This window comes from Microbacterium sp. CH1, from assembly GCF_001595495.1.
GTDB lineage: Bacteria > Actinomycetota > Actinomycetes > Actinomycetales > Microbacteriaceae > Microbacterium.
Map to the genome: position 1 here is coordinate 342,344 of NZ_LOSO01000018.1, position 25,204 is coordinate 367,547.

A 25,204-nucleotide genomic window follows, 5' to 3' on the forward strand; every position below is an offset into this window, starting at 1 on the left:
CCGCCCGCGCTCAGAGGCTCGGCGTGAAGCCGAACACCCGGCCGAGGAACGCGAGCTCGCGTTCCAGCGCGTCGACGATGGTCTCCGCGCTGCGGAACCCGTGGCCCTCTCCCGGGTAGAGCACGTACTCGTGGTCGATGCCGTTCGCCGCCAGCGCGTCGCGGATGGCCTCGGACTGGGACGGCGGCACGACGCGGTCCTCCCCGCCCTGCAGCAGCAGCACCGGCACGTCGATGCGGTCGGCGTGGGTCAGAGGCGAGCGCTCGATGTACACGTCCTCGGCGGCGGGGAGCGGACCGACGAGGCCGTCGAGGTACGACGCCTCGAAGTCGTGGGTCTCGGCGGCGAGCATCCGCAGATCCGCGACGCCGTAGCGGCTGATGCCCGCGGCGAACGTGCCACCCCGCACGAGCGCCGAGAGCACCGTCCAGCCGCCCGCCGAGCCGCCGCGGATGGCGATGCGCGCGGGATCGGCGAGCCCGGCGTCGGCGAGCCCGCGGGCGGCCGCGATCACGTCGTCGACGTCCACGACGCCCCACTGTCCCTGCAGGCGGTCGCGGTACGCCCGGCCGTAACCGGTGGACCCGCCGTAGTTCACGTCGAGGACCCCGATTCCCCGGCTCGTGAAGAAGGCGATCGAGGCGGAGGCCGCTCCCGTGACGTGGGCGGTGGGCCCGCCGTGCACGAGCACGATGTAGGGCGGGAGCTCGCCGGCGGCGCCGCGGGGCTCTCCGGGCGCGGCGGGCGGATAGGCGAAGGCGTGCACCGGGCCGTGCGCCCCCTCCACGACGAGCTGCTGGGCCGCCGGCATCCAGTCCTCGTCGACCGGAGCGCCGCCGGTGACGGTCTCGACGGCCCCGCTGTCCACGTCGACGCACCAGACGCCGGAGGTCACGCGCGAGCCGTCTCCGCTGAGCAGGACGCGGGAGCCGGAGACGTCGTCCACACTGAGATGCCCGTCGGCCGGGACCGCGATCGCGCGCGTCTCGCCGTCCGGGGACACGAGCTGCACCTCGTCGCGTCCGTCGGTGCGGACGGCCACGAGGCGGCCGTCCGCCAGCGGCTGGAACCAGCGGTTGCCGAGCACCCACAGGCCGTAGCCGGTGTCGGCGTCGGATGAGGTGAGCGGGCGCGAGGCGCCGGGCTGGAGGCCGTCGAGCGCGAGGTGCTGGAGCTGCCAGCGTCCCGAGCCGTCGTCGGCGAACACGAGCGCGTCGTCGCCGATCCATTCCGGCTGCAGGGCGGCGGAGGCGGGGATCCGGGTGCTCGTCCCGCCGGCCGCGGATCCGATCGCGAGCGCAGCGCTCTCCCAGGGCATGCTGTCCGCCTGCCATTCGACCCAGGCGACGCGGCTGCCGTCGGGCGAGAGCGCGGGATGGGCGAAGAAGCCGGGACCCTCGACGATCACCCGGATCGCGGAGGCGGCCTCGGCGGCCGAGCCGTCCACGGGGATCTCCACGATCGCGCGACGGTGCGGGTCGGTCGAGAGGTCTTCCCGCACGGCCAGCAGTCGGCCGCTCTGCACGCGCAGCCCGCCGTACGCGGGGCCGGCGGTGGTGAGGGGGCGCGGTTCCGTGCCGCGGTCCATGCGGTGCACGCGCTGGTCGGCGCCGGAGACGAAGTACAGGGTGTCGCCGTCGACGGTCCAGGCGCCGCCCCCGTACTCGTGCACGCGGGAGCGGGCGTTCCAGGGTGCCGGGAGGATCTCCGCGCCCGTCGAGCTGCGCACCGTGACGCGTCCGCCCTCGGCCGGCACGGACTCGGCCCACCACACCTCGTCACCCACGAAGCGGGCCCCGTCGATGCGCGGCGCCGCTCCTGCGACGGCTTTCGCGGTGAAGGGGGAGGACCAGGAGCCGAACGGTGAGGACATGCCTCGAGCCTAGGGGCGGTGACACACGACGTCACACTCGTGCGGCGGGCCGAGGGCGTGTTCTAGGTTTCTGGAAACGCCCGGTTCATCCCGGGCGTGGAGCGACAGCCGAGCCCGGCACCCGCCCGCGAACGACGTGCTCTTCGTCGTGCGCGGACCCCGGCCCCTGTCCCCTGGAGAGAAGATGTCTTCCACGTTCGACGCCTCCCACGCCTCCCGCGTGCCGTTCTCCTTCGAGCTCTACCCGCCGCGCTCGGAGTCGAGCCAGGAGGCCCTGCATGAGACCGTCCGTCGTCTCGCCGCGGCCGGCCCGGAGTTCCTGTCGGTGACCTACGGTGCCGGCGGCTCGACCGGCGGCCGCTCGCTCGATGTGCTGCGCTTCATCCGGGAGCACACCGACGTCGAACCCCTCGCTCATCTCACCTGCGTCGGCAACACCTACGCCGGCGCCACCGCGCTCATCCGGGAGTTCCTCGACGCCGGGATCCTCCGCTTCCTCGCTCTGCGCGGAGACCCGCCCGCGGGACAGAACGAGCCCTTCCTGGGCGACCTGGAGAGCGCCGCCCAGCTCGTGCAGCTCATCGATCGCGTCCAGGCCGAGCGCGCGCCGTACCAGGAGTCTCCGGTCCCCGGTCTCCCCGGAGCCGCGCTCGTGGCCCCGCGGCAGAAGGTCGACATCGCGGTCGCCGCCTTTCCGAAGGGGCACCCCCGGGCCACGCACCGCACGCAGGATGTCGAGGCGCTGCTCGCCAAGCAGGCCGCGGGGGCGACCTTCGCCATCACGCAGCTCTTCTTCCACCCCGATGACTACCTCGCCTTCGTGGAGCGCGCCCGCGCCGGAGGCGTCACCATCCCGATCCTCCCCGGCATCATGCCGATCACGTCGCCGGCCCGGCTCGCCCGGGTGCTGGAGCTGACCGGGGAGGACCTGCCCAGCGAGCTCGCGATCGCCCTCGATGTCGAGCCGACCGCCGAAGGGCGCCGGGAGATCGGGATCTCCTGGGCCGCGCGCCTCGCCGCCGACGTCGTCGCCGGCGGGGCCCCCGGCGTGCATCTGTACGCCTTCAACCAGCACGAGACCGTCCTGACCGTCCTCGCCGAAGCCGGCATCGTCCCGGCGCTCCGGCACTAGTCCCCGCCGAAAGGAAATACCATGACCGCATTCCCCGAGGGCACCATCCTCGGCTACCCCCGCATCGGCCGTCGCCGCGAGCTCAAGAAGGCCGTCGAGGCGTTCTGGGCCGGCCGCATCGACGAGCAGGAGCTGGAGCGGACGGCCGCGGAACTGCGCGCGGCGACCCGCGAGCGCCTGGCCTCGCTCGGTCTCGGTCGCACGGACTCGGCCATCCCCGAGTCCTTCTCCTTCTACGACCAGGTCCTCGACGCCGCCGTCACCGTCGGCGCGATCCCTGCCCGCTTCGACGACCTCCGCGAGGCGGACGGGTCGATCGGCCTCTCCGCCCTGTTCACCGTCGCCCGCGGTGAGGGCGAGCGGGCGCCGCTGGAGATGACGAAGTGGTTCGACTCGAACTACCACTACCTCGTGCCGGAGATCGGTCCGGAGACGGTGTTCTCCCTCGCCAGCGACCGCCTGGTGCGCGAGGTCGCCGAGGCCGTCGCCGCCGGCTTCGTCACGCGTCCCGTGGTCGTCGGACCGGTCACGCTGCTGGCGCTCGCGAAGGCGTCGGACGACGCGCCGGAGGGCTTCGAGCCGCTCTCGCGGCTGGAGGACGTCCTGCCGGTCTACGTCGATCTGCTCGCCCGTCTGCGCGCCGCGGGCGCCGAATGGGTGCAGCTCGACGAGCCCGCCCTCGTGAGCGAGTCCCTGCCGGCGACCACCGCACAGCTCGCCTCCGCCGCGGAGCGCGCGCTCGGGGTGCTCGGGAACGCCGAAGAGCGTCCCTCGATCCTCGTCGCGGCCCCGTACGCGAGCCTCGGCGAGACCTTCGCGACCGTGGCCGCCGCCCCTGTCGAGGCCATCGCCGTGGATCTCGTGCGCGGCACGGTGCCCGACGCGGTGCCGGGCCTCGAGGGCAAGACCCTCGTCGGCGGTGTGATCGACGGTCACAACATCTGGCGTGGCGACCTCTCCGCGGCGTTCGACTCTCTGGAGGCGCTCCGCGCGCTCGGAGCCCCGGTGGCGGCATCGACCTCGACCTCGCTGCTGCACGTGCCGCACGACGTGGAGGACGAGACCGCGCTCGACGAGCGGCTCGTCTCCTGGCTCGCCTTCGCGGATCAGAAGGTGCAGCAGGTCGTGACCCTCGCCCGCGGCCTGTCCGAAGGGCGCACGGCGATCGCGGCCGAGCTGGACGCCGCGACCGCTGCGCTGCAGGACCGCCTGACCGCTCCCGGCGTGCGCGACGGTGCGGTGCGTTCCCGCGCGCTGAGCGACGCCGACTTCGCCCGTGCCCCGTACCAGGAGCGGGAGGAGGCGCAGAACGCCCTCGGCCTGCCGGCGCTGCCCCTGACGACGATCGGCTCCTTCCCGCAGACCGGCGACATCCGCCGCGCCCGCGCCCAGTTCCTCCGCGGCGAGATCCCCGAGGACGACTACGAGGAGTTCCTGCGCCGTGAGGTCGCGGCGGTCGTCTCCCTGCAGGAGGACCTCGGTCTCGACGTCCTCGTGCACGGTGAGCCGGAGCGCAACGACATGGTGCAGTACTTCGCGGAGAACCTCGACGGCTTCGCGGTCACGCAGCACGGCTGGGTGCAGTCGTACGGCTCGCGAGCCACGCGCCCGTCGATCCTCTGGGGAGACGTCTCGCGTCCCGCGCCCATCACGGTCGCCTGGTCGGCGTACGCGCAGTCGCTCACGGCGAAGCACATGAAGGGGATGCTCACGGGCCCCGTCACGATCCTCGCGTGGTCCTTCGTCCGCGACGACCAGCCGCTGGGGGAGACGGCGAACCAGGTGGCGCTCGCGCTCCGCGACGAGATCGCCGACCTGGAGGCCGCGGGCATCCAGGTGATCCAGGTCGACGAGCCGGCGCTCCGGGAGCTGCTCCCGCTGAAGCAGGCCGACCAGCCGGCGTACCTCGACTGGTCCGTCGCCTCATTCCGTCTGGCCACGGGCGGCGCTGCGGCGGCGACCCAGGTGCACACCCACCTCTGTTACTCGGAGTTCGGCGTCGTGATCGACGCGATCCGTGCGCTCGACGCGGACGTCACGTCCATCGAGGCGGCCCGGAGCCGCATGGAGGTCGTCGCGGACATCGCCGAGGTGGGCTTCGACCACGGCATCGGCCCCGGCGTGTACGACATCCACTCGCCGCGCGTGCCCACCGTGGAGGAGGTCGAGTCCCTGCTGCGGCGCGCGGTGGAGGAGATCCCGCTCCGGCAGCTCTGGGTAAACCCGGACTGCGGTCTGAAGACCCGTGCATACGCCGAGACCACGGCGTCGCTGCGGAACATCGTCGAGGCCACGCGGCGCGTGCGCGAGGACGTGGTGGTCACCGCCTGACGCGGTCGCCCCCGGACACACGAAGGCCCTCCCGGTGCGCCCGGGAGGGCCTTCGTCCTCGTCTCACCGACGATGCGGTGACTCAGACGGCGCGCATGACCGCGACGACCTTGCCGAGCACGACCGCCTCGTCGCCCAGGATCGGCTCGAAGGCAGAGTTGCGGGGAAGCAGCCACGTGTGGCCGTCGCGACGACGGAGCACCTTGACGGTGGCCTCGCCGTCGAGCATGGCAGCCACGATCTCGCCGTTCTCCGCCGTGTTCTGCGAGCGCACGACGACCCAGTCGCCGTCGCAGATGGCGGCGTCGATCATCGACTCCCCGGAGACCTTGAGCATGAACAGGTCGCCCTTGCCGACGAGCTGCCGGGGGAGCGGGAAGATCTCCTCGACCTGCTGGTCGGCCGTGATCGGCACGCCCGCGGCGATCCGCCCCACCAGCGGGACCAGGGCGGCGTCGCCCACGGGGGTCGCCACGTCCGCCGGGTTCTCCGCGCCGGTGCCGGGCAGATCGATGAGGACCTCCATGGCGCGCGTCTTGCCCGGGTCGCGACGCAGGTAGCCGCTGAGCTCGAGCTGACCGAGCTGGTGGGTGACGCTGGACAGCGACTTGAGTCCGACGGCGTCGCCGATCTCGCGCATGCTCGGCGGATAGCCGTTCTGCGCGATCGAGGCCTGGATCACCTCGAGGATTGCCATCTGCTTCGGGCTGAGGCTCTTGCGACGGCGGGTGCGCGGCGCCTCGGACTCGAGGGCTGAGGTGTCGCTCATGGTGCTCCTTCACTGCGTGATCCGACGTGCCGCTTCGAATGTCGGTGGCCCGTGGTGGGGTGTCCTTATCGAAACCGTATCCGAGAAAAGCGCCGATCTGGAAGATCTGTTCGAGCGTGTCGGCCGATTCGCGGGGCGTGGTTTCGAAGACAGCTTGACAGATGTTCGAACTCGAAGATATCTTCGGAACGTAGCTTCGCATCCACGGCTCCCGGCCGAGGCGCGGATGCGAAAGCTACGCCAACCTCCCCGGGCTCCGGCACCGGGACAGTAAGGAGCAGACATGAGCAGCATCAGCCTCAGCACCGCGACCGCCCTCCCGGCATCGGCCCGTCCGGCCACCCGGCTGCGGATCACGGCACGCGGCCGTCGCACTCTGCTCGCGCTCGCGTCCGTCCCGCTCGCGGCGGGCATCGCCTTCGCCGCCCTCAGCGGAGGCAGCGCGACCGCCTCCGGCGCGGATGCGCCGGCCGTCTCCGTCGAGACCGTCACGGTCATGCCCGGCGACACCCTCTGGTCGATCGCGAGCAGCATCGCTCCCGAGGCCGACCCGCGGGATGTCATCGGTGAGATCACCCGCATGAATCTGCTGCGCGGCGGGGAGCTCCAGGTCGGCCAGGAGCTCGCACTGCCGGCGCGGTACACCGACTGACGCCGAGTCCTCCCGGCCGAATCGTCACGATGGCCTCGGCTCTCCCTGCTCCTCTTAAGATGGGAAGGGTGACCTTCTCCCTCAACGATCTCCCGCTCCGCGACGATCTGCGCGGACTCACCCCGTACGGAGCGCCGCAGGCCCCGCTGCCGGTGGCGCTGAACGTCAACGAGAACACGCATCCGGTTCCCGACGAGGTCGCGAGCGACATCCTCGATGACATCGCCGTGGCGATCCGAGACGTGAACCGGTACCCGGACCGCGAGTTCACGACACTGCGGGAGGCGTTCGCCGACTACCTGGGTCACGGCCTCACGCCGGAGCAGATCTGGGCGGGCAACGGGTCCAACGAGGTGCTGCAGCACATCTTCCAGGCGTTCGGCGGGCCGGGACGCACGGCCTTCGGATTCGCTCCCACGTACTCCATGTACCCGCTCATCGCGAAGGGGACGGGAGCGTCCTGGATCGCGGGCACCCGTCAGCCCGACTACACGGTCACCCCGGAGGAGGCGGCGCAGCAGGTGCGCGCGGCCGACCCCGACATCGTGATCCTCTGCTCGCCGAACAACCCGACCGGCACCCCGCTGGGGCTCGACGTGGTGGAGGCCGTCTACGAGGCGGCCCGCGGCGTCGTGATCGTCGACGAGGCCTACCAGGAGTTCGCGCCGCGGGATGCGGCGTCGGCCCTCACCCTGCTGGAAGGACGGCCGCGGCTCGCCGTCTCCCGAACGATGAGCAAGGCCTTCGCCTTCGCCGGCGCCCGCGTCGGCTACCTCGCGGCCGACCCGGCGTTCATCGACGCGCTCCGGCTCGTGCGACTGCCGTACCACCTGAGCGCTCTGACGCAGGCCGCCGCGGTCGCCGCCCTCCGCAACGCCGACGTCATGCTCGGCATGGTGCAGGAGATCGTGGAGCAGCGGGACCGCATCACGGCGACGCTCGAAGCTCTCGGGTACACCCCGCACCTCTCGTGGTCCAACTTCGTGCTGTTCGGCGGCGTCGCGGATCCGCAGGCGACGTGGCAGCAGCTGTACGACCGCGGCGTGCTCGTGCGCGACGTCGGCATCCCCGGCCACCTGCGCGTCAGCGCCGGCACGGAGGCGGAGACGACGGCGTTCCTGGACGCCCTGGCCTCGATAGGATCGGCATCATGACCATCCCCGCGCCCACCGCACGCACCGCGAGCCGCGTGCGCAGCACGTCGGAGTCCACCGTCGAGGTCGAGCTGAACCTCGACGGCACCGGTGCGAGCCGCATCGACACCTCGGTGCCGTTCTTCGACCACATGCTCACGGCGTTCGCGAAGCACTCGCTGACGGATCTCACCGTGCGGGCCTCCGGGGACACCCACATCGACGCGCACCACACCGTGGAGGACGTCTCGATCGTGCTCGGCCAGGCGATCCTGGCCGCCCTCGGAGACAAGTCTGGCATCTCCCGGTACGGCGACGCCCTCGTCCCCCTGGACGAGGCGCTCGCGCAGGCGGTCGTCGACATCTCCGGCCGTCCGTACCTCGTGCACGAGGGGGAGCCCGCGGGCTTCGAGCACCACCTGATCGGCGGGCACTTCACAGGGTCCCTCGTGCGGCACGTCTTCGAGGCCATCACCTTCAACGCCGCGCTGACCGTGCACGTGCGGGTGCTGAGCGGGCGCGACCCGCACCACATCGCCGAGGCCGAGTTCAAGGCGTTCGCGCGGGCGTTCCGGCAGGCGAAGGCCCTGGATCCTCTCGTCGACGGCATCCCGTCGACCAAGGGGGCGCTGTGAGCGCCGCGCCGCGGGTCGCCGTCTTCGACTACGAGTCCGGCAACGTCCACTCCGCGGTGAAGGCGCTCGTCGCCGCGGGAGCCGATGCCGTGCTGACCCGCGACCGCGCCGAGGCGCTGGAGGCCGACGGGTTCGTCGTGCCCGGTGTGGGCGCCTTCCAGGCCGTGCGGGATGCGCTGCACGCCCACGGCGGCGACGAGATCATCGGCCGTCGTCTCGCGGGGGGCCGACCGGTGCTCGGCATCTGCGTCGGCATGCAGGTGCTGTTCGAGCACGGCGTCGAGCGGGGGCACGACACCGCGGGCCTCGGCGAGTGGCCGGGTGCTGTGACGGAGCTCGACACCCCGGTCCTGCCGCACATGGGCTGGAACACGGTCGAGCCGGGGGAGGACACCGTCCTGTTCCGCGGCATCGAGCAGGAGCGCTTCTACTTCGTGCACTCCTATGCCGCGCAGTCCTGGGAGCTCGACGTGATCCCGCCGTTCCCGCAGCCCGTGCTCACGTGGGCGACCTACGGCGGCCCCTTCCTCGCGGCCGTCGAGAACGGCCCGCTCTCGGCGACGCAGTTCCACCCGGAGAAGTCCGGGGACGCCGGCATCCAGCTGCTTCGGAACTGGGTAAAGAGCCTCTGACGCCCCGCTGCGTCGGCGCCCGGCGTCACGCGGTTTGTCCCGCGCCCCGCGGCGGACTACCCTCGTCTCTCGTGCCCGCTCGGGCCGCAGACCCACCCGAACCAAGGACCCCATGAACGACTTCGCGCAGTCCCCCTCGCTCACGCTCCTTCCCGCGGTCGATGTCGCCGGCGGCAAGGCGGTCCGTCTCACGCAGGGGGAGGCCGGGACCGAGACGAGCTACGGCGACCCGCTCGACGCGGCAGGGGAGTGGGTGTCGCAGGGGGCGTCCTGGATCCACCTCGTCGACCTCGACGCGGCGTTCGGACGTGGCAGCAACGCGCCGATCCTGCGCAAGGTCATCAAGCAGTTCAAGAACGTCAACGTCGAGCTCTCCGGCGGCATCCGGGACGACGCGAGCCTGGAGGCCGCTCTGGAGAGTGGCGCCGCCCGCATCAACCTCGGCACCGCCGCTCTGGAGAACCCCGAGTGGGCGGCCGACGTGATCAGCCGCTTCGGTGAGGCGATCGCCGTCGGCCTCGACGTCCGCGGCACGACCCTCGCGGCGCGCGGCTGGACGAAGGAGGGCGGCGACCTCTGGGAGGTGCTCGAGCGCCTCGAAGACGCCGGCTGCAGCCGCTACGTCGTCACCGACGTGACCAAGGACGGCACGCTGCGCGGCCCGAACCTGGAACTCCTGCGCGAAGTGACCTCGCGCACGCCGAAGCCGGTCGTCGCGTCCGGCGGCATCTCGAACCTCGACGACATTGCCGCGCTGCGCGACCTCGTGCCCCTGGGCGTCGAGGGCGCCATCGTCGGGAAGGCTCTGTACGCGGGCGCCTTCACGCTCGCGGAGGCCCTGGATGTCGCCGGAGACTGATCCGCACGCCTGCGGTCCGGAGTCGCACAACCGGGCCGATTCCGCCGGCGTCCCCTGGGAGGGGCGCAGCTTCGAGTCGAATCCGCACGCGGCCGACGACGGCTCGGCGGACCCCGCTCTGCTCGCCGCGCTGCATCGCTTCCGTGCGGGCGAGGGGAGTCAGGCCGAGGTCATCGACGCGTTCCGCTCCGCCCGGGTGCTCGTGCCCCTGATCGCGGAGAAGGGCGAGGAGGGCGTGGCGCCCAGCGGTCTCGCGGTGGACAAGACGCAGGAGCTCTCGATCGTCACCGTGGCCGCACCGGACGGACGCCGCGTTCAGCCGGTGTTCTCGTCGGTCGAGACGATGCAGCGCTGGGACCCGTCGGCGCGTCCCATCCCGGTCGAGGCCGTCCGCGCGGCCCTGGCCGCGTCGTCGGAGGACACCGATCTCATCGTGCTGGACCCCACGTCCGACACCGAGTTCGTGATCCGCCGCCCCGCCGTCTGGGCCGTGGCGCAGGGGCACGCATGGGAGCCGAGCTTCCTCTCTCCCGAGGTCGTCACCGCCCTCCGGGAGAGCATCGCCCACGAACTCGCCGTGATCGACGTCTCCGTCGCGCCGGGTGACCCGGACGCGCGCCTCCGCGGACCGGAGCTCATCGTGGTCCTGGAACTCGTCGACGGCCTGGAGCGAGAAGTCCTGGATGCCGTGCTCGCGCGGCTCGCTCAGCGCTGGGCGGCGGACGACCGGATCGCCGTCCTCGCCGACTCGCTGACGGTCAAGCTCCGCCGCAGCATCTGAGGCGGAACGTCGGCCGGATCAGGTGACGGGGCCGGTCCACTTCTCGCCCGGGCCCTTGCCGATCGGGTCGGGGATGGTCGAGGCCTCGCGGAAGGCGAGCTGCAGCGACCGGAGGCCGTCGCGCAGTGACCGGGCGTGCATGTCGCTGATCTCCGGCGCTCCGGCGGTGATGAGCCCCGCGAGGGCGTTGATGAGCTTGCGCGCCTCGTCCAGGTCGAGCTGGGCCGCGGCGTCCGGGTCGTCCGCGAGACCGAGCTTCACGGCTGCCGCGCTCATGAGGTGCACGGCGGCGGTCGTGATCACCTCGACGGCCGGGACGTCGGCGATGTCACGGACGGCCGAGGAGGCTGCCTCTTCCTGCCGAGCCCATCGCTCCTCGCGCTCGCGGGCCGCCTCGTCCGATGCCTGGTTCGTCACTTCGCCTTGCTTTCTGTTAGACTTTGGCGGGCTCCGGAGCGTCGTGCTCCGGAACGAAAGAGGATTCACTTCCCACCCGCGCTTGCCGTTCCAGGCTACCGGGTCTTGCGCTCCGCCGGCTCCGCTCGTCACGAGGGGACCGGTAGACAGGGTGCGGAGCCGGCGTCTGAGAGCCGGCGGGTGGGGGACGACTCCGATTTCGCCCGGGATGCAGACAGCATCGCGGTGGCCGAATCACATCGTCTAAGGAGCTCCGCATCAGCGATCCCCGTACCAATGAGCGCATCCGCGTCCCCGAGGTCCGCCTCGTCGGCCCCGCGGGTGAGCAGATCGGCGTTGTCCGCATCGAGGCAGCGCTGCGTCTCGCCCAGGAAGCCGATCTCGACCTCGTCGAGGTCGCCCCGAACTCGAAGCCGCCCGTCGTCAAGATCATGGACTACGGCAAGTTCAAGTACGAGGCCGCGCAGAAGGAAAAGGAAGCGCGTCGCAACCAGGCGAACACGATCCTCAAGGAAGTCCGCTTCCGTCTGAAGATCGAGGCGCACGACTACACGACGAAGCTCAAGCGCGCCGAGGGCTTCCTCAAGGCCGGCGACAAGGTCAAGGCCATGATCCTCTTCCGCGGTCGCGAGCAGTCGCGCCCGGAGCAGGGTGTCCGTCTGCTGCGCAAGTTCGCCGAGGACGTCGCCGAGTTCGGCACTGTCGAGTCGAACCCGACCATCGACGGCCGCAACATGGTGATGGTCGTCGCGCCGCACAAGAGCAAGTCCGAGGCGAAGCAGGAGCAGAACGCCGTGCGCGCCGCGAACAAGCAGGCCGCGCGCGACGCGAAGAACGACTCGGACGCCTCCGCGGACGCCAAGGCGGAGTAGGTCCGCCCCCAGAACTCCCGCACCGCGGGTTGACACCGTCGCCTGAGAAGGCGCCATACGAAGGAAGAGAAGATGCCGAAGCAGAAGACCCACTCGGGTGCTAAGAAGCGCTTCAAGATCACCGGCAGCGGCAAGCTGAAGAAGCAGCAGGCCGGGATGCGCCACAACCTCGAGCACAAGTCGAGCCGTCGCACCCGTCGTCTGAACCAGGACCAGGTGCTCGCGAAGGCGGACTTCAAGGTCGCGAAGAAGCTTCTCGGTCGCTGACGCGCCCGATCGCAGGATAGGAACACAGGAAAATGGCAAGAGTCAAGCGGGCGGTCAACGCCCACAAGAAGCGTCGGGTCATCCTCGAGCGCGCCTCCGGCTACCGCGGTCAGCGTTCGCGCCTCTACCGGAAGGCCAAGGAGCAGGTCATCCACTCCCTGGTCTACTCGTACCGGGACCGCCGCAAGCGCAAGGGCGACTTCCGTCGTCTGTGGATCCAGCGCATCAACGCTGCGGCCCGCCAGAACGGCATGACGTACAACCGCTTCATCCAGGGCCTGGGCCTCGCGGGTGTCACGGTCGACCGTCGCATGCTCGCCGACCTCGCGGTGAACGACGCCGCGACGTTCGCGACGCTGGTCGAGACGGCGAAGAAGGCTCTGCCCTCCGACGTCAACGCGCCGAAGTCCGCAGCGTAAGCATCTCGCTTCCGAACGGGCGTCTTCCTCCGGGAAGGCGCCCGTTCCGCGTATCCGGGCGGTGTCGGGCTGACCGTAGACTGAGTTCGTGCTGGAGAACCCCCGTTCCCCCCGAGTCCGTGCCGTCGCCAAGCTGACCAAGCGCAGCGCGCGCACCGAGACCGGTCTTTTCCTGCTGGAAGGTCCGCAGTCCGTCCGCGAGGCGCTGACGTACCGCCCGGACGCGATCGTCGAGCTCTTCGCGACCCCGCACGGCTGGGAGAAGCACGCGGACATCCGCGCGAAGGCGGCGGACGCCGACGTCGAGGTCGAGTACGTGAGCGAGGACGTGCTCAACGCGATGGCCGACACGGTGACGCCCCAGGGACTCGTCGCGGTGGTCCGCCAGACGCCGACCTCGGTCCGCGAGATCTTCGACGGCACGCCGCGCCTCATCGCGATCTGCGAGGAGGTGCGCGACCCCGGCAACCTGGGCACGATCATCCGCGCGGCGGATGCGGCGGGCGCCGACGCGGTGGTGCTGACCGGCCGCACCGTCGACCCGTACAACCCCAAGGTGGTTCGGGCGACGACCGGCTCGCTCTTCCACCTCCCGGTCTCGGTGGGCGGCGAGCTCGACGAGGTCGTCCGGCGTGCACACGACGCGGGAATGCAGATCCTCGCGGCGGACGTGAAGGGGGACGACCTCCTCGCCGCACGCGCCGACGGCGTCCTCGGCGAGCCGACCGCGTGGCTGTTCGGCAACGAGGCGCGCGGGCTCGAGGACGAGGCTCTGACCAGGGCCGACCGGGTGCTCCGGCTGCCGATCTTCGGGCGGGCGGAGTCGCTGAACCTGGCCACCGCGGCGAGCGTGTGCCTGTACGAGAGTGCGTTCGCCCAACGCGCGGCTCCGGCCGGCTGAGCGGGTGAGGCGGGGCGCGGGGAGATGAGGATTCTGATCGTCGAGGACGACGAGCGGGTGGCGGGGGCCTTGCAGGCCTTCCTCGCGCGCTCGGGCTATGCCACCGTGCACGCGGCCGACGGGACCGCGGCGCTGGAACACCTCGATGCCGACACCGAGGTCGTGCTGCTCGACCTCGGGCTGCCGGATGTCGACGGCATCGACCTCTGCCGCCGCATCCGCGGGCGCTCCGACGTGCCGATCGTCATCGTCACCGCGCGCAACCAGGTCGCCGAGCGCATCAAGGGACTGCGCGCCGGTGCCGACGACTTCGTGGTGAAGCCCTACGACGTGCACGAGCTCCTGGCACGGATCGAGGCGGTCACCCGGCGGTCGCGGCCGCTGCGGACGGAGCCGGACACCCGCGTGCTGCTGCATGGCGGCGCGGTGCAGATCGACCTCGTCGCGCGGGAGGTGCAGGTCGGCGGGGTGCCGCTGGCGCTCACCCGCAAGGAGTTCGACATCGTGGGCGTGCTCGCGCGGTATCCGGGTGTCGCGGTGCCGAAGGAGCGCCTCATCCGCGAGGTCTGGAACACCGACTGGCGCGGCTTCGGCCACTCGCTGGAAGTGCATGTGGCGGCCATCCGGAAGAAGAGCCGCGACCGCGCGTTCATCGAGACCGTGCGCGGCGTCGGCTACCGGCTCGCGGGGTCCTGACGCGTGCGCCGCCGCCTGACCGTCGTCTTCCTCGTGCCGCTGATCGTGGTGCTCGTCGCTCTCGGCGGCGTGACCGGGTGGAGCGCGGTTCGCAGCGTCCAGCAGTCGTTCTACGCCGAGCAGCTCGGCGACCTGGGGTACTTCGCGACGAGCGCCCGACAGGCGCTGCGCTCCGGGAGTCCGGCGGTGATGGACGCCGAGGTCCGCCGCTTCCAGGAGGTCTACGGGATCGAGGTGACCGTGTTCGATCTCACCGGCAGCCCGTGGGCGGCGGGGGATCACGGCGACACGGTCCTGTCGGAGGGGGATGCGCAGCGGGTGCGGCTGGCGCTCTCCGGACGCCGCGCCGAGCAGCCGACCTCTTCCGCGTGGATCGTGTCCGATGCGGCGCTCGTGGAGCCGGTGTTCGACGACGGCGACGTGATCGGCGCCGTGCTCGTGACCGGAGGCACCCAGACGCCGCAGACCGTCATCCTCCGGCAGACGCTCGTGCTCGGCCTCATCGTCGTGCTGCTGTGCGCGCTCGGCATCCTCCTGGTCGCCGGGCTGGCCCGTTGGGTGCTCTCCCCGGTGCGCCGCCTCGACGAGACGATGGCGGCGATCGAGCGGGGGGAGATGGACGCGCGGGTGGCCGAGGGCACCGGACCGCCCGAGCTGCGGCGCATGACGCGGGTGTTCAACGGCATGGCCGACGAGATCGAGCGCGTCATGACCCGCCAGCAGGAGTTCGCGCTGAACGCCTCGCACGAGTTGCGGAATCCGCTCAACGCGCTGCTGCTGCGCGTCGAGCACCTCGCGACGGGTCTGGGACGCGAGTGGGACCACGACGTGGAGGAGACCAGGGAGGAGGGCCGGCGGATGACCCGCATCCTGGAGACCCTCCTCGGGCTCGCCCGCGGCGGTCGCACCGACTCCACCATGTCGGCGGTCGATCTCGCCGCCGTCGCCGGCCGCCGGGTCGAGGCCTGGCAGGAGGTGGCGGCGCAGCGGGCCATCGTGCTGCGCCGGACGGGGGAGTCGTCGGTCATGACGATCACCGACCGCACCATCGTGGAGAGCGCGCTCGACGCCGCGATCGACAACGCGGTGAAGTACTCGCCGGAGGGCTCGTCGATCGAGGTCGGCGCGCAGCGCGCGGGTGACGAATGCCGTCTCACCGTGCGCGACCACGGCCCCGGACTGTCGCCGGAGGATGCGTCGGCGGCGGCCGATCGCTTCTGGCGGAGCGCGGACAACGGCGACATGCCGGGGACCGGGCTCGGGCTGGCGATCGCGACCGACCTCCTCGCGACGGTCGGGGGCGAGCTGCGGGTGCAGGGGGCCGACGGCGGCGGGCTCCTCGTGGCCCTCGTCGTCCCCGCGGAGGCGGCGGCATGAGCGCGTGGGGGCGGCGTGTCGTCGCCGGCATGCTCGCGCTCGTCACCGCAGTCGGGCTGAGCGCGTGCAGCCCGCGCTCCGCGGACTGGACGGAGACCGTCGCCGTGCTCGCCGCGGGCAGTCCCACCGGTGTCTACCACGACTACGGCAGCCACCTCGCGGCCGAGCTGTCGCGTGAGCTCGACGTCGACCTCACGGCGGAGGTGACGGCGGGATCGGTGGACAACCTGTTGCGCGTGAGCGCGGGGGAGGCCCTCCTCGGCTTCGCGCAGGGTGATGCGGCGGCGGACGCGGTGGCGGGGACGGGCGCCTTCACCGAGGCCGTGGACGTACAGGCGATCGCCCGTCTCTACGACGAGTACCTGCAGATCGTCGTGCGCGACGACTCGGCCCTGGACGACCTGGCCGACCTCTCCGGGCGGAGGATCTCCCTCGGAGCCGAGAACTCGGGGGTGAACGTCATCGCCACCCGGGTGCTCCACGCGGCTGGCGTCGCCGCCGACGCGATCGACGATCCGCAGCTCGACCTCGGCGGGTCCATCGCCGCCATGGAGCGCGGCGAGATCGACGGGTTCTTCTGGGTGGGCGGGCTGCCGACGCCCGGAATCGCGGACCTCGCGGAGACCGTGGACGTGCGCCTGCTGCCGGTCGAGCAGGATTGGGTGAACGCGGTCAACGAGCGCTACTCCCACGCGTATCGGCCCGCCGACGTGCCTGCGGGCACCTACGGACTCGACGTCTCCGTGACGACGATGGCGGTGCCGAACTACCTCGTCACCGCCGGGAGCACCCCACCCGGCGTCGTCCACGATCTCGTCGCGGGCCTGTTCGCGGCGCGTACCGCGCTCGCGGCCGACGTGCCGGCGGCGGCGCTGCTGGACCGCCGGTCGGCGATCTTCACCGGACCGGTGCCCCTGCACCCCGGCGCGGAGCAGTACTACCGCGATCTGCGCCGGTGACCGGCGCCCCCTCAAGAAATCCTCAAGATCCCTGACAGCCCTGCGGGGGCTCTGCCAGGGTGAGGTCGATCGCACACGATCGGACACCTGCTGCCTGCTGTCGCTGGGAGCGTGGCAGCAGGGCGATCCCGCGGCCCGAGGGGGCGGGCCGTGGGGTGCCCCTGCGAGGATGCATTGGTGCCGCGATCAGGTGATTACGAACGTGTAAACCTCACCGTGGTGCCTGGAACCGCGCGCATCGCGTGGCTAGTTTGGAGAAATGATGACCTCTGAAACCCCGCTCGTCGTCGTCGAGAACGTCCAGAAGCACTACGGCGAGTTCCAGGCGCTCAGCGACATCGACCTCACCGTCAACGCGGGGGAGGTCGTCGTCGTGATCGGCCCCTCCGGCTCGGGCAAGTCGACGCTCTGCCGCACGATCAACCGTCTGGAGACGATCACCAGCGGCTCGATCCGCATCGACGGCAAGGAACTGCCCGCGGAGGGCAAGGCGCTCGCGCACCTGCGCGCCGACGTCGGCATGGTCTTCCAGTCCTTCAACCTCTTCGCGCACCTCACGATCCTCGAGAACGTGACGCTCGGCCCGATCAAGGTCCGCGGCCTGAAGAAGTCCGACGCCGAGGCGGAAGCCATGATGCTCCTCAAGCGCGTCGGCGTCGCGCAGCAGGCGAACAAGCTCCCCGCGCAGCTCTCCGGCGGCCAGCAGCAGCGCGTCGCGATCGCACGGGCCCTCGCCATGCAGCCGAAGGTCATGCTCTTCGACGAGCCGACCAGCGCGCTCGACCCGGAGATGATCAACGAGGTCCTCGACGTCATGGTCGAGCTCGCCCAGGAGGGCATGACGATGATCGTCGTCACCCACGAGATGGGCTTCGCCCGCAAGGCGGCCGATCGCGTCGTCTTCATGGCGGACGGCCGGATCGTCGAGGAGGCCAAGCCCGAGGAGTTCTTCACGAACCCGAAGAGCGACCGCGCCAAGGACTTCCTCTCGAAGCTCCTCACGCACTGACTTTCCAGACCCCGCACCCACAGCACAGCACACGAAGGAGACGCACATGCGACGCACACGGACACTGGCCGGATTCGGGATCGCCACGGTGGCGCTGCTCGCGCTCACGGCCTGCAACAGCGGCACGCCGTCGAGCACCGGCACGTCGGGCAGCGATGAGGGCGACGCCTCGAGCAGCACGCCCTGGACCGTCGAGGAGGACGTCACGATCGAGGGGAGCCCCACGTTCGACCGCATCTCCTCGTCGGGCACCGTCAAGGTGGGCGTCAAGGAGGATCAGCCCGGTCTCGGCTACCTCGACCCCGTGACGAACGAGCGCACCGGCTTCGACGTCGACATCGCCCGCTGGATGGCGGCGTCCCTCGGTGTCGACCCCGAGAAGATCGAGTTCCAGGCGATCGCCTCGGCGAACCGCGAGCAGGCCATCGTCAACGGTGACATCGACTACTACGTCGGCACCTACTCCATCACGGACAAGCGCAAGGAGCAGATCGCCTTCGCCGGTCCCTACTTCGTCACCGGTCAGGGTCTCCTCGTCGCCGCCGACAGCGACATCGCGGGCGTCGACGACCTCGACTCCTCGACGACGGTCTGCTCGGCGACGGGTTCGACGCCGATCCAGAACATCAAGACGAACTACCCCGAGGTGAAGACGAAGGAGTACGACACGTACTCCAAGTGCGTCGAGGACCTCAAGAACGGTCAGGTCGACGCGGTCACGACCGACGAGGCCATCCTCATCGGCTACGCGGCGCAGGACCCCGACAACCTCAAGGTCGTCGGTGAGCCGTTCAGCGAGGAGCGCTACGGCATCGGTGTGGCGAAGGGCGACGACGCGCTCGTCGAGTACTTCAACACGCAGCTCACCGACGGTGGCGACATCTGGCAGCAGATCTTCGACAACAACCTCGGCGCCTCCGGTGTGAAGGCCGAGCAGCCCGAGGTCGACCCGGTCGGCTGATCTCTCCGGGGGCGGTCGGTCCGACCGGCCGCCCCCGTCCTCCTCGGCGTCGATCTGACGCGGAAACGAACCGAAAGGCACAGCAGTGGGAGTGATCTCGGACCACCTCGACCTCTGGGGTGAAGCGCTGTGGGGAACCATCGCGCTGTTCCTCGGCGGTGGCCTCATCGCCGTGGTGCTCGGACTCATCGTCGGAGCGGCCCGCGTGTCCCCTGTCCCGATCGCGCGCGGCGTCGGCGCCGTGTACGTGAACTGGATCCGGAACACCCCGCTCACGCTGGTGATGTTCTTCTTCGCGTTCTGTCTTCCGATCCTGCTGGGGGAGCGGGTCAATTCCCTGCTGCTGGCCACGATCGCCCTCGGCATCTACACCGCCACGTACGTCGCGGAGGCGATCCGCGCCGGCATCAACACGGTGCCGGTCGGACAGGCGGAGGCGGCACGCGCCATCGGCCTCAACTTCGGCCAGGTCATGCGCTTCGTCGTGCTGCCCCAGGCCACGCGGTCCGTGGTCCCGCCGCTCATGAGCGTGCTGATCGCCCTCATGAAGAACACCACGGTGGCCGCCGGCTTCTCGGTGGTCAACCTCGGCACGATCCGGGCGGCTCTCAGCGAGCGGGGCGAGAACGCCCTCGTCGTGCTGCTCTGGGTCATGGTCATCTTCGTCGTGCTCGTGCTGCTCCTGAGCTGGGTGCAGCGTGTGCTCGAGAACAAGTGGAGGATCGCGCGATGAGTTCCGTCCTGTTCGACGTCCCGGGCCCCCGCGCGGTCGCCCGCAACCGGGTCATCGGTGCCGTCACGATCCTCGTCGTCCTCGCCGTGCTCGGCTGGGTGGTCTGGCGCCTGTACGCCACCGGCCAGTTCTCCGCGGAGAAGTGGAACATCTTCACCTACTCGGCGGTCTGGGTGCGCTTCGGGGAGGGCCTGCTCAGCACGCTCTCCGCCTTCGCCGTCGCCGGTGTCGGCTCGCTGATCCTCGGCTTCGTCCTCGGCATCGGCCGCCTCTCCGAGCACGCCTGGGTGCGGGAGCCGGTGCGGTGGATCATCGAGATCATGCGGGCGATCCCCGTCCTGATCCTCATGATGCTGCTGTACTACGGCCTTCCGGTGATCGGCATCCGGATGCCCCCGTACTTCGCGGTGGTCATCGCGCTCATCGTCTACAACGGCTCCGTGCTCGCGGAGGTGCTCCGCGCCGGGATCGAGTCGCTGCCGCGCGGACAGAAGGAAGCCGGCTACGCGATCGGCCTGCGCAAGACCGGGGTCATGTACTTCATCCTCATCCCGCAGGCCGTCCGGGCGATGATGCCCGTGATCATCGCGCAGCTCGTGGTGGCGCTGAAGGACACCGCGCTCGGCTTCATCATCACGTACCAGGAGCTGCTGTACGTCATCAACCAGATCGGCAATCAGGCGCCCTACGGGTCGCCACTGATCCCCGCCGCGATCGTCGGCGGCTCGATGTACGTCGCGGTCTGTCTGGTGCTGTCGTACATCGCCTACCGCCTGCAGCGTCGGGCGAAGCGCTCGGCCAAGGCCGGACCGGACGAGGCGGACCCTCGCCAGCACGACGGCGAGACGAACACGTCGCTCATCGTGGCGCAGCGCGGGCTGGGCAAGTTCGACGCCAACAGCTCCGGCGCTTCCGGCCTCTGAGCCGCCACCGGCGCGGGACGCCCGTCCCGCGCCGGTAGACTCGACTCCCGTGTCAGAGTCTCCGGAAATCACCCCCGAAGCGGTCGAAGCCGCTGTCGCCGACGCCCTCGCGGCGATCGACGCGGCCGCCGACACCGCCGCGCTGAAAGCCGCCCGTGCGGCGCACGTCGCGGAGGGATCGCCGCTCGCGGTCCTGAACGCCTCGATGCGCCAGGTCGCCCCCGAGAACAAGGCCGCGTTCGGCAAGCTCGTCGGTCAGGGCCGCGGTCGTGTGAACCAGGCGCTCGCGGCGAAGGAGGCCGAGCTGGCCGCCGCCGAGGTCGCCGCGCGCCTGGAGGCCGAGCGCGTCGACATCACCGCCGTCCCGTCGCGGACGCGTGTGGGCGCCCGGCACCCGCTCGCTCTCCTGCAGGACCACGTCGAGGACATCTTCGTCGGCATGGGGTGGGAGATCGCGGAGGGGCCGGAGCTCGAGCACGAGTGGTTCAACTTCGACGCACTGAACTTCGACGTCGACCACCCCGCGCGCCAGGAGCAGGACACCTTCTACGTCGACCCGACCTCGCGTCACCTCGTCATGCGCACGCACACGAGCCCGGTGCAGGTGCGGTCGATGCTGAACCGCGAGGTCCCCATCTACGTGCTGTGCCCGGGCCGCGTGTACCGCACCGACGAGTTCGACGCGACGCACCTCCCGGTCTTCACGCAGTTCGAGGGACTGGTCGTCGACAAGGGCATCACGATGGCGCACCTCAAGGGCACGCTCGACCACTTCGCGAAGCAGCTCTTCGGTCCGGAGGCCAAGACCCGCTTCCGCACGAACTACTTCCCCTTCACCGAGCCCTCCGCCGAGCTCGACCTGTGGCACCCGACCTTCAAGGGCGGCGCGCGCTGGATCGAGTGGGGCGGCTGCGGCATGGTCAACCCGAACGTGCTGCGCGCGGCCGGGATCGACCCCGAGGTGTACAGCGGCTTCGCGTTCGGCATGGGCATCGAGCGGGGCCTGATGTTCCGCAGCGATGTGCAGGACATGCGCGACATGGCCGAGGGCGATGTCCGTTTCAGCGAGCAGTACGGGATGGTGGTGTGATGCGCGTCCCGCTTTCGTGGCTGCGTGAGTACGTCGATCTGGCAGCGGATGCCACGCCGGAGGACGTCCTCGCGGCGCTGGTGACCGTCGGCTTCGAAGAGGAGGACGTGCACCGCTTCGACATCACGGGCCCCGTGGTGGTCGGCCAGGTCGTCTCGCTCGAGCCGGAGCCCCAGTCGAACGGCAAGACCATCAACTGGTGCCAGGTCGACGTCGGTCCCGAGCACGGCGGTGTCCGGGGGATCGTCTGCGGCGCGCACAACTTCGTCGCCGGCGACAAGGTCGTCGTGACCCTGCCCGGCGCCGTCCTTCCCGGTCCGTTCCCCATCGCCGCCCGCAAGACCTACGGTCACGTGTCGGACGGCATGATCGCCTCCGCGCGCGAGCTGGGTCTCGGCGACGAGCACAACGGCATCGTCGTGCTGAGCGACCTCGGCATCGATGCGCCCGTGGGCACGGACGCGATCGCGCTGCTGGGCCTCGACGACGTCGCGGTGGAGATCAACGTCACGCCGGACCGTGGCTACGCGTTCTCGGTGCGCGGCGTCGCCCGTGAGTACTCCCACGCCACGGGGGCGGCCTTCCGCGACCCCGCCGAGCGCGACTTCGCCGAGCTGCAGCCCGGTTCCGGACACACGGCCATCGTGGACGACCAGGCGCCGGTGCGCGGCAAGGTCGGCGCGAGCGAGTTCGTCACCCGGGTCGTGCGCGATGTCGATCCGTCGCGGCCCACCCCGCCGTGGATGATCGCGCGCCTGAGTCTCGCCGGCATGCGGTCGCTGGGCGTGCTCATCGACATCACGAACTACGTCATGCTCGAGCTCGGGCAGCCCCTGCACGGCTACGACCTCGACAAGCTCACGGGCGGCATCACCGTCCGGCGCGCGACGCCGGGGGAGAAGATGACCACGCTCGACGGCGTGGAGCGGAAGCTGCACGTCGAAGACCTCCTCATCACCGACGACTCCGGCCCCATCGGCCTCGCCGGTGTCATGGGCGGTGGCACCACCGAGATGAGCGACACCACGCGGAACGTGCTCATCGAGGCGGCGACCTTCGACGCGACGACCATCGCCCGCACGGCCCGCCGGCACAAGCTCCCGAGCGAGGCGTCCAAGCGCTTCGAGCGCGGCGTCGACCCGCTGATCCCGTTCGTCGCGGCCCGACGCGCGGCCGACCTCATGGTCGAGCTCGCCGGTGGCACGCTCACGGAGGAGGGTGGCGCGCTCTTCGCCGAGGTCTTCGTCGCCGAGATCGAGCTCCCGCGCGGCTTCGTGCAGGGACTGATCGGCGTCGACTACACCGACGACGAGATCACCGGGGCGCTCACGACGATCGGGGCGGAGGTCAGCCCTTCGACAGGCTCAGGGACCCAGGGCGGATGGACGGTCATCCCGCCGACCTGGCGCCCCGACCTCACCGACAAGTGGACGCTCGCCGAGGAGGTCGCCCGCATCCACGGGCTCGACCGCATCCCCGCGGTGCTGCCGACGCCGCCGTCCGGTCGCGGCCTCACAGCCCACCAGCAGGGGCGTCGCCGCGTGGCGAACGCACTCGCCGCCGCAGGCTTCGTCGAGACCCCGGCGTTCCCGTTCACGACCGAGGCGCAGAACGATCTGCACGGCTCCGCGTCCGGTGAGCACCTGCCCAGCATCCGCCTCGCGAACCCGCTCGACGGGCAGGTGCCGTTCCTGCGGCGCTCGCTCATCCCGGGTCTGCTGCAGACCGCGCACCGCAACATCTCGCGCGGGCTCACGGATCTCGCGCTGTTCGAGACCGGGGCCGTGTTCGTCCCGGAGCCCGGCGTGGAGTACGGCACCGCCGAGGTCCCGCCGCTGGGTGTCCGGCCGTCCGATGAGGTGCTCGCCCAGCTCGACGCCTCCATCCCCCCGCAGGAGCGCCACGTCGCGGTGCTGCTGACCGGCAATGTGTCGCCGCGTCAGCCGGGGCGTGCAGCCGAGGCCGCCGGACTCGTCGAGGCGCTCGACGCGGTCCGCGTGATCGGGGCCGCCGCGGGCATCGAGATCGACGTCGTACAGACGCAGCGCGCCGCCCTCCACCCCGGACGCACCGGTGCGCTGGTCGCCGGCGGCGAGGAGGTCGGCTACGTCGGCGAGCTGCATCCCGCCGTCGCGGAGGAGGCCGACCTGCCCGGCCGCGCCACCGTGCTGGAACTCGACCTCGACCGGCTGCTCACGCTCGCCGGAGGACGCATCGTGGCGGCATCGCTGTCCACGTTCCCGGCCGCGACGCAGGACGTCTCGCTCACGCTGCCGGCCGAGGTGCCGGCGGGCGAGATCCGCGCGGCTCTCGTCGAGGGCGCCGGCGCGCTGCTGGAGTCGGTCCGGCTCGTGGACGACTACCGCGGCGAGGGCGTGCCCGAGGGATCGAAGTCGCTGACGTTCGCCCTGCGCTTCCGGGCAGGCGACCGCACGCTGACCGCCGCGGAGGCCTCCGAGGCGAAGATGGCGGGCGTCGCCGTCGCCGCGGAGCGCTTCGGCGCCGCCCTCCGCGACTGATCCCGATGCCGCGCGGCTTCCTTCTGAGGCCGCGCGGCATCAGGCGTTCGCGCGGCATCAGGCGACAGCAGCGCCCCTGGCCTGTGCGCACGCGAGTGCCTGTACTCGCGTGAGGGCCTGTGTTCGGGTGGGGGCCTGTGTTCGCGTGGGGGCCTGTGTTCGCGTGAGGGCCTGTGTTCGCGTGGGGGCCTGTGTTCGCGTGAGGGCCTGTGCGCGCGCGGTGGTTTGTGTCGCTCCGCTCTGAGCGGAGGCCCTTCCCCCGAGTCGTTGATCCTGATGACATGGGCACATGACGGATGTGCTGATCCTGGGGGGAACCGGATGGCTGTCGGGGCGCATCGCCGCGCACGCGTTGGGGGCGGGGGCGTCGGTGACCTGCCTCGCCCGCGGCGGACGCCCGGCGCCACCGGGAGCGACCCTCGTGCTCGCCGACCGCGACGACGAGGACGCCTATGACGTCGTCTCGCGCACCGACTGGGACCACGTCGTCGACGTCTCCTCCCACGCCGCTCATGTCTCCGGGGTAGTCCGCGCACTCGGCGACCGTGCCGCCCGGTGGACATACATCTCGTCGATGTCGGTGTACCGCGACGACGAGACGGTCGGGACGGACGAGTCGGCCCCGCGGCACCCGGCGGCGCAGGCCGGTGAGGACGCCGACTACGCGCGGCAGAAGGTCGCGGCGGAGGACGCCGTGCAGGAGAGCCTCGGCGACCGCGCGCTCCTCGTCCGTCCCGGCCTCATCGTCGGCGACGGCGACCCGAGCGATCGCTTCGGCTACTGGGCGGCGGTGTTCCTCCGGGCCCTCGACGCGCCGGTGCTGCTCCCGCCGCTCGACGGGCGCACGGCGCAGGTCATCGACGTCGAGGACGTCGCCGCCTTCGCCGTGTCGGCCACCGTCACCGGTGCCGTGAACGCGATCGGCGACGTGCGCGACCTGGAGGACGTGCTGCGTACGGTGCGCGCTTCCACCGGGCACACCGGTCCGGTCGTCGTCGGGACGGAGGAGCGTCTCGTCGCGGAGGGTGTCGCGTACTGGGCGGGGCCGCGCTCGCTCCCGCTATGGCTGCCGCCCGAGATGAGCGGATTCATGACCCGCTCGAACGCGCGGTACCGGCGCAGCGGAGGCACGCTCCGCCCCCTCGAGGAGACCGTGGAACGCGTCGTGGCGGACGAGCGCGAACGAGGCGTGGACCGGGAACGCCGCGCCGGACTGACACGGACGGAGGAACGGGCGCTGCTCGACGCCTTCGCTCGCTAGACT

Annotated in this window: 25 protein-coding genes; 22 read left to right on the top strand and 3 right to left on the bottom strand. The window is 71.0% G+C overall.

The annotated features are described in order from the left end of the window. Window positions 1-10: 10 nt before the first annotated feature. The gene (locus AUV07_RS12795; protein WP_062636646.1) at window positions 11-1,873 is read right to left on the bottom strand and encodes a S9 family peptidase; all 1,863 of its coding nucleotides are present in this window, start codon (window positions 1,871-1,873) and stop codon (window positions 11-13) included. Window positions 1,874-2,057: 184 nt separating this feature from the next. On the opposite strand from AUV07_RS12795, the gene AUV07_RS12800 reads away from it, so the two are divergent. Next, window positions 2,058-3,005 carry a methylenetetrahydrofolate reductase gene (locus AUV07_RS12800; RefSeq protein ID WP_062636648.1) on the top strand — a complete coding sequence of 316 codons (948 nt, stop codon included), beginning with the start codon at window positions 2,058-2,060 and terminating at the stop codon, window positions 3,003-3,005. Between the two features lie 21 nt (window positions 3,006-3,026). Then, window positions 3,027-5,336 carry a 5-methyltetrahydropteroyltriglutamate--homocysteine S-methyltransferase gene (gene metE / locus AUV07_RS12805; protein WP_062636650.1) on the top strand — a complete coding sequence of 770 codons (2,310 nt, stop codon included), beginning with the start codon at window positions 3,027-3,029 and terminating at the stop codon, window positions 5,334-5,336. Window positions 5,337-5,418: 82 nt separating this feature from the next. On the opposite strand, the gene lexA is transcribed toward metE, so the two are convergent. Continuing rightward, entirely contained in the window at window positions 5,419-6,105 is a 687-nt protein-coding gene (lexA, locus tag AUV07_RS12810) for a transcriptional repressor LexA (RefSeq protein ID WP_025105289.1), read from the bottom strand. 283 nt (window positions 6,106-6,388) lie between these two features. On the opposite strand from lexA, the gene AUV07_RS12815 reads away from it, so the two are divergent. The 6 genes from AUV07_RS12815 to AUV07_RS12840 all read left to right on the top strand — a co-directional run bounded on the left by AUV07_RS12815 (window position 6,389) and on the right by AUV07_RS12840 (window position 10,797). Next, window positions 6,389-6,757, top strand: coding sequence for a LysM peptidoglycan-binding domain-containing protein (locus AUV07_RS12815; RefSeq protein WP_025105288.1), 369 nt, complete (start codon window positions 6,389-6,391; stop codon window positions 6,755-6,757). Window positions 6,758-6,816: 59 nt separating this feature from the next. Continuing rightward, entirely contained in the window at window positions 6,817-7,911 is a 1,095-nt protein-coding gene (locus AUV07_RS12820; RefSeq protein ID WP_172400031.1) for a histidinol-phosphate transaminase, read from the top strand. Further along, window positions 7,908-8,525: an imidazoleglycerol-phosphate dehydratase HisB gene (gene hisB / locus AUV07_RS12825; RefSeq protein ID WP_025105286.1), complete on the top strand. Its 618-nt coding sequence runs from the start codon at window positions 7,908-7,910 to the stop codon at window positions 8,523-8,525. Before AUV07_RS12820 ends, hisB begins: the two co-directional genes overlap by 4 nt. Continuing rightward, on the top strand, window positions 8,522-9,157 hold the full coding sequence (hisH, locus tag AUV07_RS12830; RefSeq protein WP_062636654.1) for an imidazole glycerol phosphate synthase subunit HisH: 636 nt from the start codon (window positions 8,522-8,524) through the stop codon (window positions 9,155-9,157). The genes hisB and hisH overlap by 4 nt, the downstream gene beginning before the upstream one ends. Window positions 9,158-9,269: 112 nt before the next feature. Then, complete coding sequence (priA, locus tag AUV07_RS12835; protein WP_025105284.1) at window positions 9,270-10,016, top strand: bifunctional 1-(5-phosphoribosyl)-5-((5-phosphoribosylamino)methylideneamino)imidazole-4-carboxamide isomerase/phosphoribosylanthranilate isomerase PriA; 747 nt, start codon at window positions 9,270-9,272, stop codon at window positions 10,014-10,016. After that, a complete protein-coding gene (locus AUV07_RS12840; protein WP_062636656.1) occupies window positions 10,000-10,797 on the top strand; it encodes an SseB family protein in 798 nt (265 codons plus the stop codon). The genes priA and AUV07_RS12840 overlap by 17 nt, the downstream gene beginning before the upstream one ends. An 18-nt stretch (window positions 10,798-10,815) precedes the next feature. Here AUV07_RS12840 and AUV07_RS12845 read toward each other — a convergent pair whose 3' ends face one another. Beyond that, entirely contained in the window at window positions 10,816-11,214 is a 399-nt protein-coding gene (locus AUV07_RS12845; protein ID WP_025105282.1) for a DUF1844 domain-containing protein, read from the bottom strand. 257 nt (window positions 11,215-11,471) lie between these two features. On the opposite strand from AUV07_RS12845, the gene infC reads away from it, so the two are divergent. The 14 genes from infC to AUV07_RS12915 all read left to right on the top strand — a co-directional run bounded on the left by infC (window position 11,472) and on the right by AUV07_RS12915 (window position 25,201). Further along, window positions 11,472-12,086 (top strand): translation initiation factor IF-3, encoded by a 615-nt coding sequence (gene infC / locus AUV07_RS12850; RefSeq protein ID WP_157524063.1) that lies wholly within the window; start codon window positions 11,472-11,474, stop codon window positions 12,084-12,086. Window positions 12,087-12,158: 72 nt separating this feature from the next. Next, window positions 12,159-12,353 carry a 50S ribosomal protein L35 gene (gene rpmI / locus AUV07_RS12855; RefSeq protein WP_025105280.1) on the top strand — a complete coding sequence of 65 codons (195 nt, stop codon included), beginning with the start codon at window positions 12,159-12,161 and terminating at the stop codon, window positions 12,351-12,353. Between the two features lie 32 nt (window positions 12,354-12,385). Further along, the gene (gene rplT / locus AUV07_RS12860; protein ID WP_025105279.1) at window positions 12,386-12,772 is read left to right on the top strand and encodes a 50S ribosomal protein L20; all 387 of its coding nucleotides are present in this window, start codon (window positions 12,386-12,388) and stop codon (window positions 12,770-12,772) included. 88 nt (window positions 12,773-12,860) lie between these two features. Then, complete coding sequence (locus AUV07_RS12865; RefSeq protein WP_062636660.1) at window positions 12,861-13,673, top strand: TrmH family RNA methyltransferase; 813 nt, start codon at window positions 12,861-12,863, stop codon at window positions 13,671-13,673. Window positions 13,674-13,697: 24 nt separating this feature from the next. Then, a complete protein-coding gene (locus AUV07_RS12870) occupies window positions 13,698-14,369 on the top strand; it encodes a response regulator transcription factor (protein ID WP_062636662.1) in 672 nt (223 codons plus the stop codon). 3 nt (window positions 14,370-14,372) lie between these two features. Further along, a complete protein-coding gene (locus AUV07_RS12875; RefSeq protein ID WP_062636664.1) occupies window positions 14,373-15,746 on the top strand; it encodes an ATP-binding protein in 1,374 nt (457 codons plus the stop codon). Next, on the top strand, window positions 15,743-16,705 hold the full coding sequence (locus tag AUV07_RS12880; protein ID WP_062636666.1) for a TAXI family TRAP transporter solute-binding subunit: 963 nt from the start codon (window positions 15,743-15,745) through the stop codon (window positions 16,703-16,705). Before AUV07_RS12875 ends, AUV07_RS12880 begins: the two co-directional genes overlap by 4 nt. Window positions 16,706-16,967: 262 nt before the next feature. After that, complete coding sequence (locus AUV07_RS12885) at window positions 16,968-17,714, top strand: amino acid ABC transporter ATP-binding protein (protein ID WP_025105274.1); 747 nt, start codon at window positions 16,968-16,970, stop codon at window positions 17,712-17,714. 46 nt (window positions 17,715-17,760) lie between these two features. Beyond that, the gene (locus tag AUV07_RS12890) at window positions 17,761-18,675 is read left to right on the top strand and encodes a glutamate ABC transporter substrate-binding protein (protein WP_062636668.1); all 915 of its coding nucleotides are present in this window, start codon (window positions 17,761-17,763) and stop codon (window positions 18,673-18,675) included. 85 nt (window positions 18,676-18,760) lie between these two features. Continuing rightward, a complete protein-coding gene (locus AUV07_RS12895) occupies window positions 18,761-19,408 on the top strand; it encodes an amino acid ABC transporter permease (RefSeq protein WP_062636670.1) in 648 nt (215 codons plus the stop codon). Beyond that, window positions 19,405-20,331 (top strand): amino acid ABC transporter permease, encoded by a 927-nt coding sequence (locus AUV07_RS12900; RefSeq protein WP_062636672.1) that lies wholly within the window; start codon window positions 19,405-19,407, stop codon window positions 20,329-20,331. The genes AUV07_RS12895 and AUV07_RS12900 overlap by 4 nt, the downstream gene beginning before the upstream one ends. A 49-nt stretch (window positions 20,332-20,380) precedes the next feature. Continuing rightward, window positions 20,381-21,421, top strand: coding sequence for a phenylalanine--tRNA ligase subunit alpha (pheS, locus tag AUV07_RS12905; protein WP_025105270.1), 1,041 nt, complete (start codon window positions 20,381-20,383; stop codon window positions 21,419-21,421). Next, entirely contained in the window at window positions 21,421-23,940 is a 2,520-nt protein-coding gene (gene pheT / locus AUV07_RS12910; RefSeq protein WP_062636674.1) for a phenylalanine--tRNA ligase subunit beta, read from the top strand. The genes pheS and pheT overlap by 1 nt, the downstream gene beginning before the upstream one ends. 289 nt (window positions 23,941-24,229) lie before the next feature. Further along, entirely contained in the window at window positions 24,230-25,201 is a 972-nt protein-coding gene (locus AUV07_RS12915) for an NAD-dependent epimerase/dehydratase family protein (protein ID WP_062636676.1), read from the top strand. Window positions 25,202-25,204 lie beyond the last annotated feature (3 nt).

What these genes read in the sequence shown, in the direction of transcription:
- AUV07_RS12795 (WP_062636646.1), bottom strand. Translation starts at nt 1,873, where the DNA reads ATGTCCTCACCGTTCGGCTCCTGGTCCTCCCCCTTCACCGCGAAAGCC.
- AUV07_RS12800 (WP_062636648.1), top strand. Translation starts at nt 2,058, where the DNA reads ATGTCTTCCACGTTCGACGCCTCCCACGCCTCCCGCGTGCCGTTCTCC.
- metE (WP_062636650.1), top strand. Translation starts at nt 3,027, where the DNA reads ATGACCGCATTCCCCGAGGGCACCATCCTCGGCTACCCCCGCATCGGC.
- lexA (WP_025105289.1), bottom strand. Translation starts at nt 6,105, where the DNA reads ATGAGCGACACCTCAGCCCTCGAGTCCGAGGCGCCGCGCACCCGCCGT.
- AUV07_RS12815 (WP_025105288.1), top strand. Translation starts at nt 6,389, where the DNA reads ATGAGCAGCATCAGCCTCAGCACCGCGACCGCCCTCCCGGCATCGGCC.
- AUV07_RS12820 (WP_172400031.1), top strand. Translation starts at nt 6,817, where the DNA reads ATGGGAAGGGTGACCTTCTCCCTCAACGATCTCCCGCTCCGCGACGAT.
- hisB (WP_025105286.1), top strand. Translation starts at nt 7,908, where the DNA reads ATGACCATCCCCGCGCCCACCGCACGCACCGCGAGCCGCGTGCGCAGC.
- priA (WP_025105284.1), top strand. Translation starts at nt 9,270, where the DNA reads ATGAACGACTTCGCGCAGTCCCCCTCGCTCACGCTCCTTCCCGCGGTC.
- AUV07_RS12840 (WP_062636656.1), top strand. Translation starts at nt 10,000, where the DNA reads ATGTCGCCGGAGACTGATCCGCACGCCTGCGGTCCGGAGTCGCACAAC.
- rpmI (WP_025105280.1), top strand. Translation starts at nt 12,159, where the DNA reads ATGCCGAAGCAGAAGACCCACTCGGGTGCTAAGAAGCGCTTCAAGATC.
- rplT (WP_025105279.1), top strand. Translation starts at nt 12,386, where the DNA reads ATGGCAAGAGTCAAGCGGGCGGTCAACGCCCACAAGAAGCGTCGGGTC.
- AUV07_RS12870 (WP_062636662.1), top strand. Translation starts at nt 13,698, where the DNA reads ATGAGGATTCTGATCGTCGAGGACGACGAGCGGGTGGCGGGGGCCTTG.
- AUV07_RS12880 (WP_062636666.1), top strand. Translation starts at nt 15,743, where the DNA reads ATGAGCGCGTGGGGGCGGCGTGTCGTCGCCGGCATGCTCGCGCTCGTC.
- AUV07_RS12885 (WP_025105274.1), top strand. Translation starts at nt 16,968, where the DNA reads ATGACCTCTGAAACCCCGCTCGTCGTCGTCGAGAACGTCCAGAAGCAC.
- AUV07_RS12890 (WP_062636668.1), top strand. Translation starts at nt 17,761, where the DNA reads ATGCGACGCACACGGACACTGGCCGGATTCGGGATCGCCACGGTGGCG.
- AUV07_RS12900 (WP_062636672.1), top strand. Translation starts at nt 19,405, where the DNA reads ATGAGTTCCGTCCTGTTCGACGTCCCGGGCCCCCGCGCGGTCGCCCGC.
- pheT (WP_062636674.1), top strand. Translation starts at nt 21,421, where the DNA reads ATGCGCGTCCCGCTTTCGTGGCTGCGTGAGTACGTCGATCTGGCAGCG.
- AUV07_RS12915 (WP_062636676.1), top strand. Translation starts at nt 24,230, where the DNA reads ATGACGGATGTGCTGATCCTGGGGGGAACCGGATGGCTGTCGGGGCGC.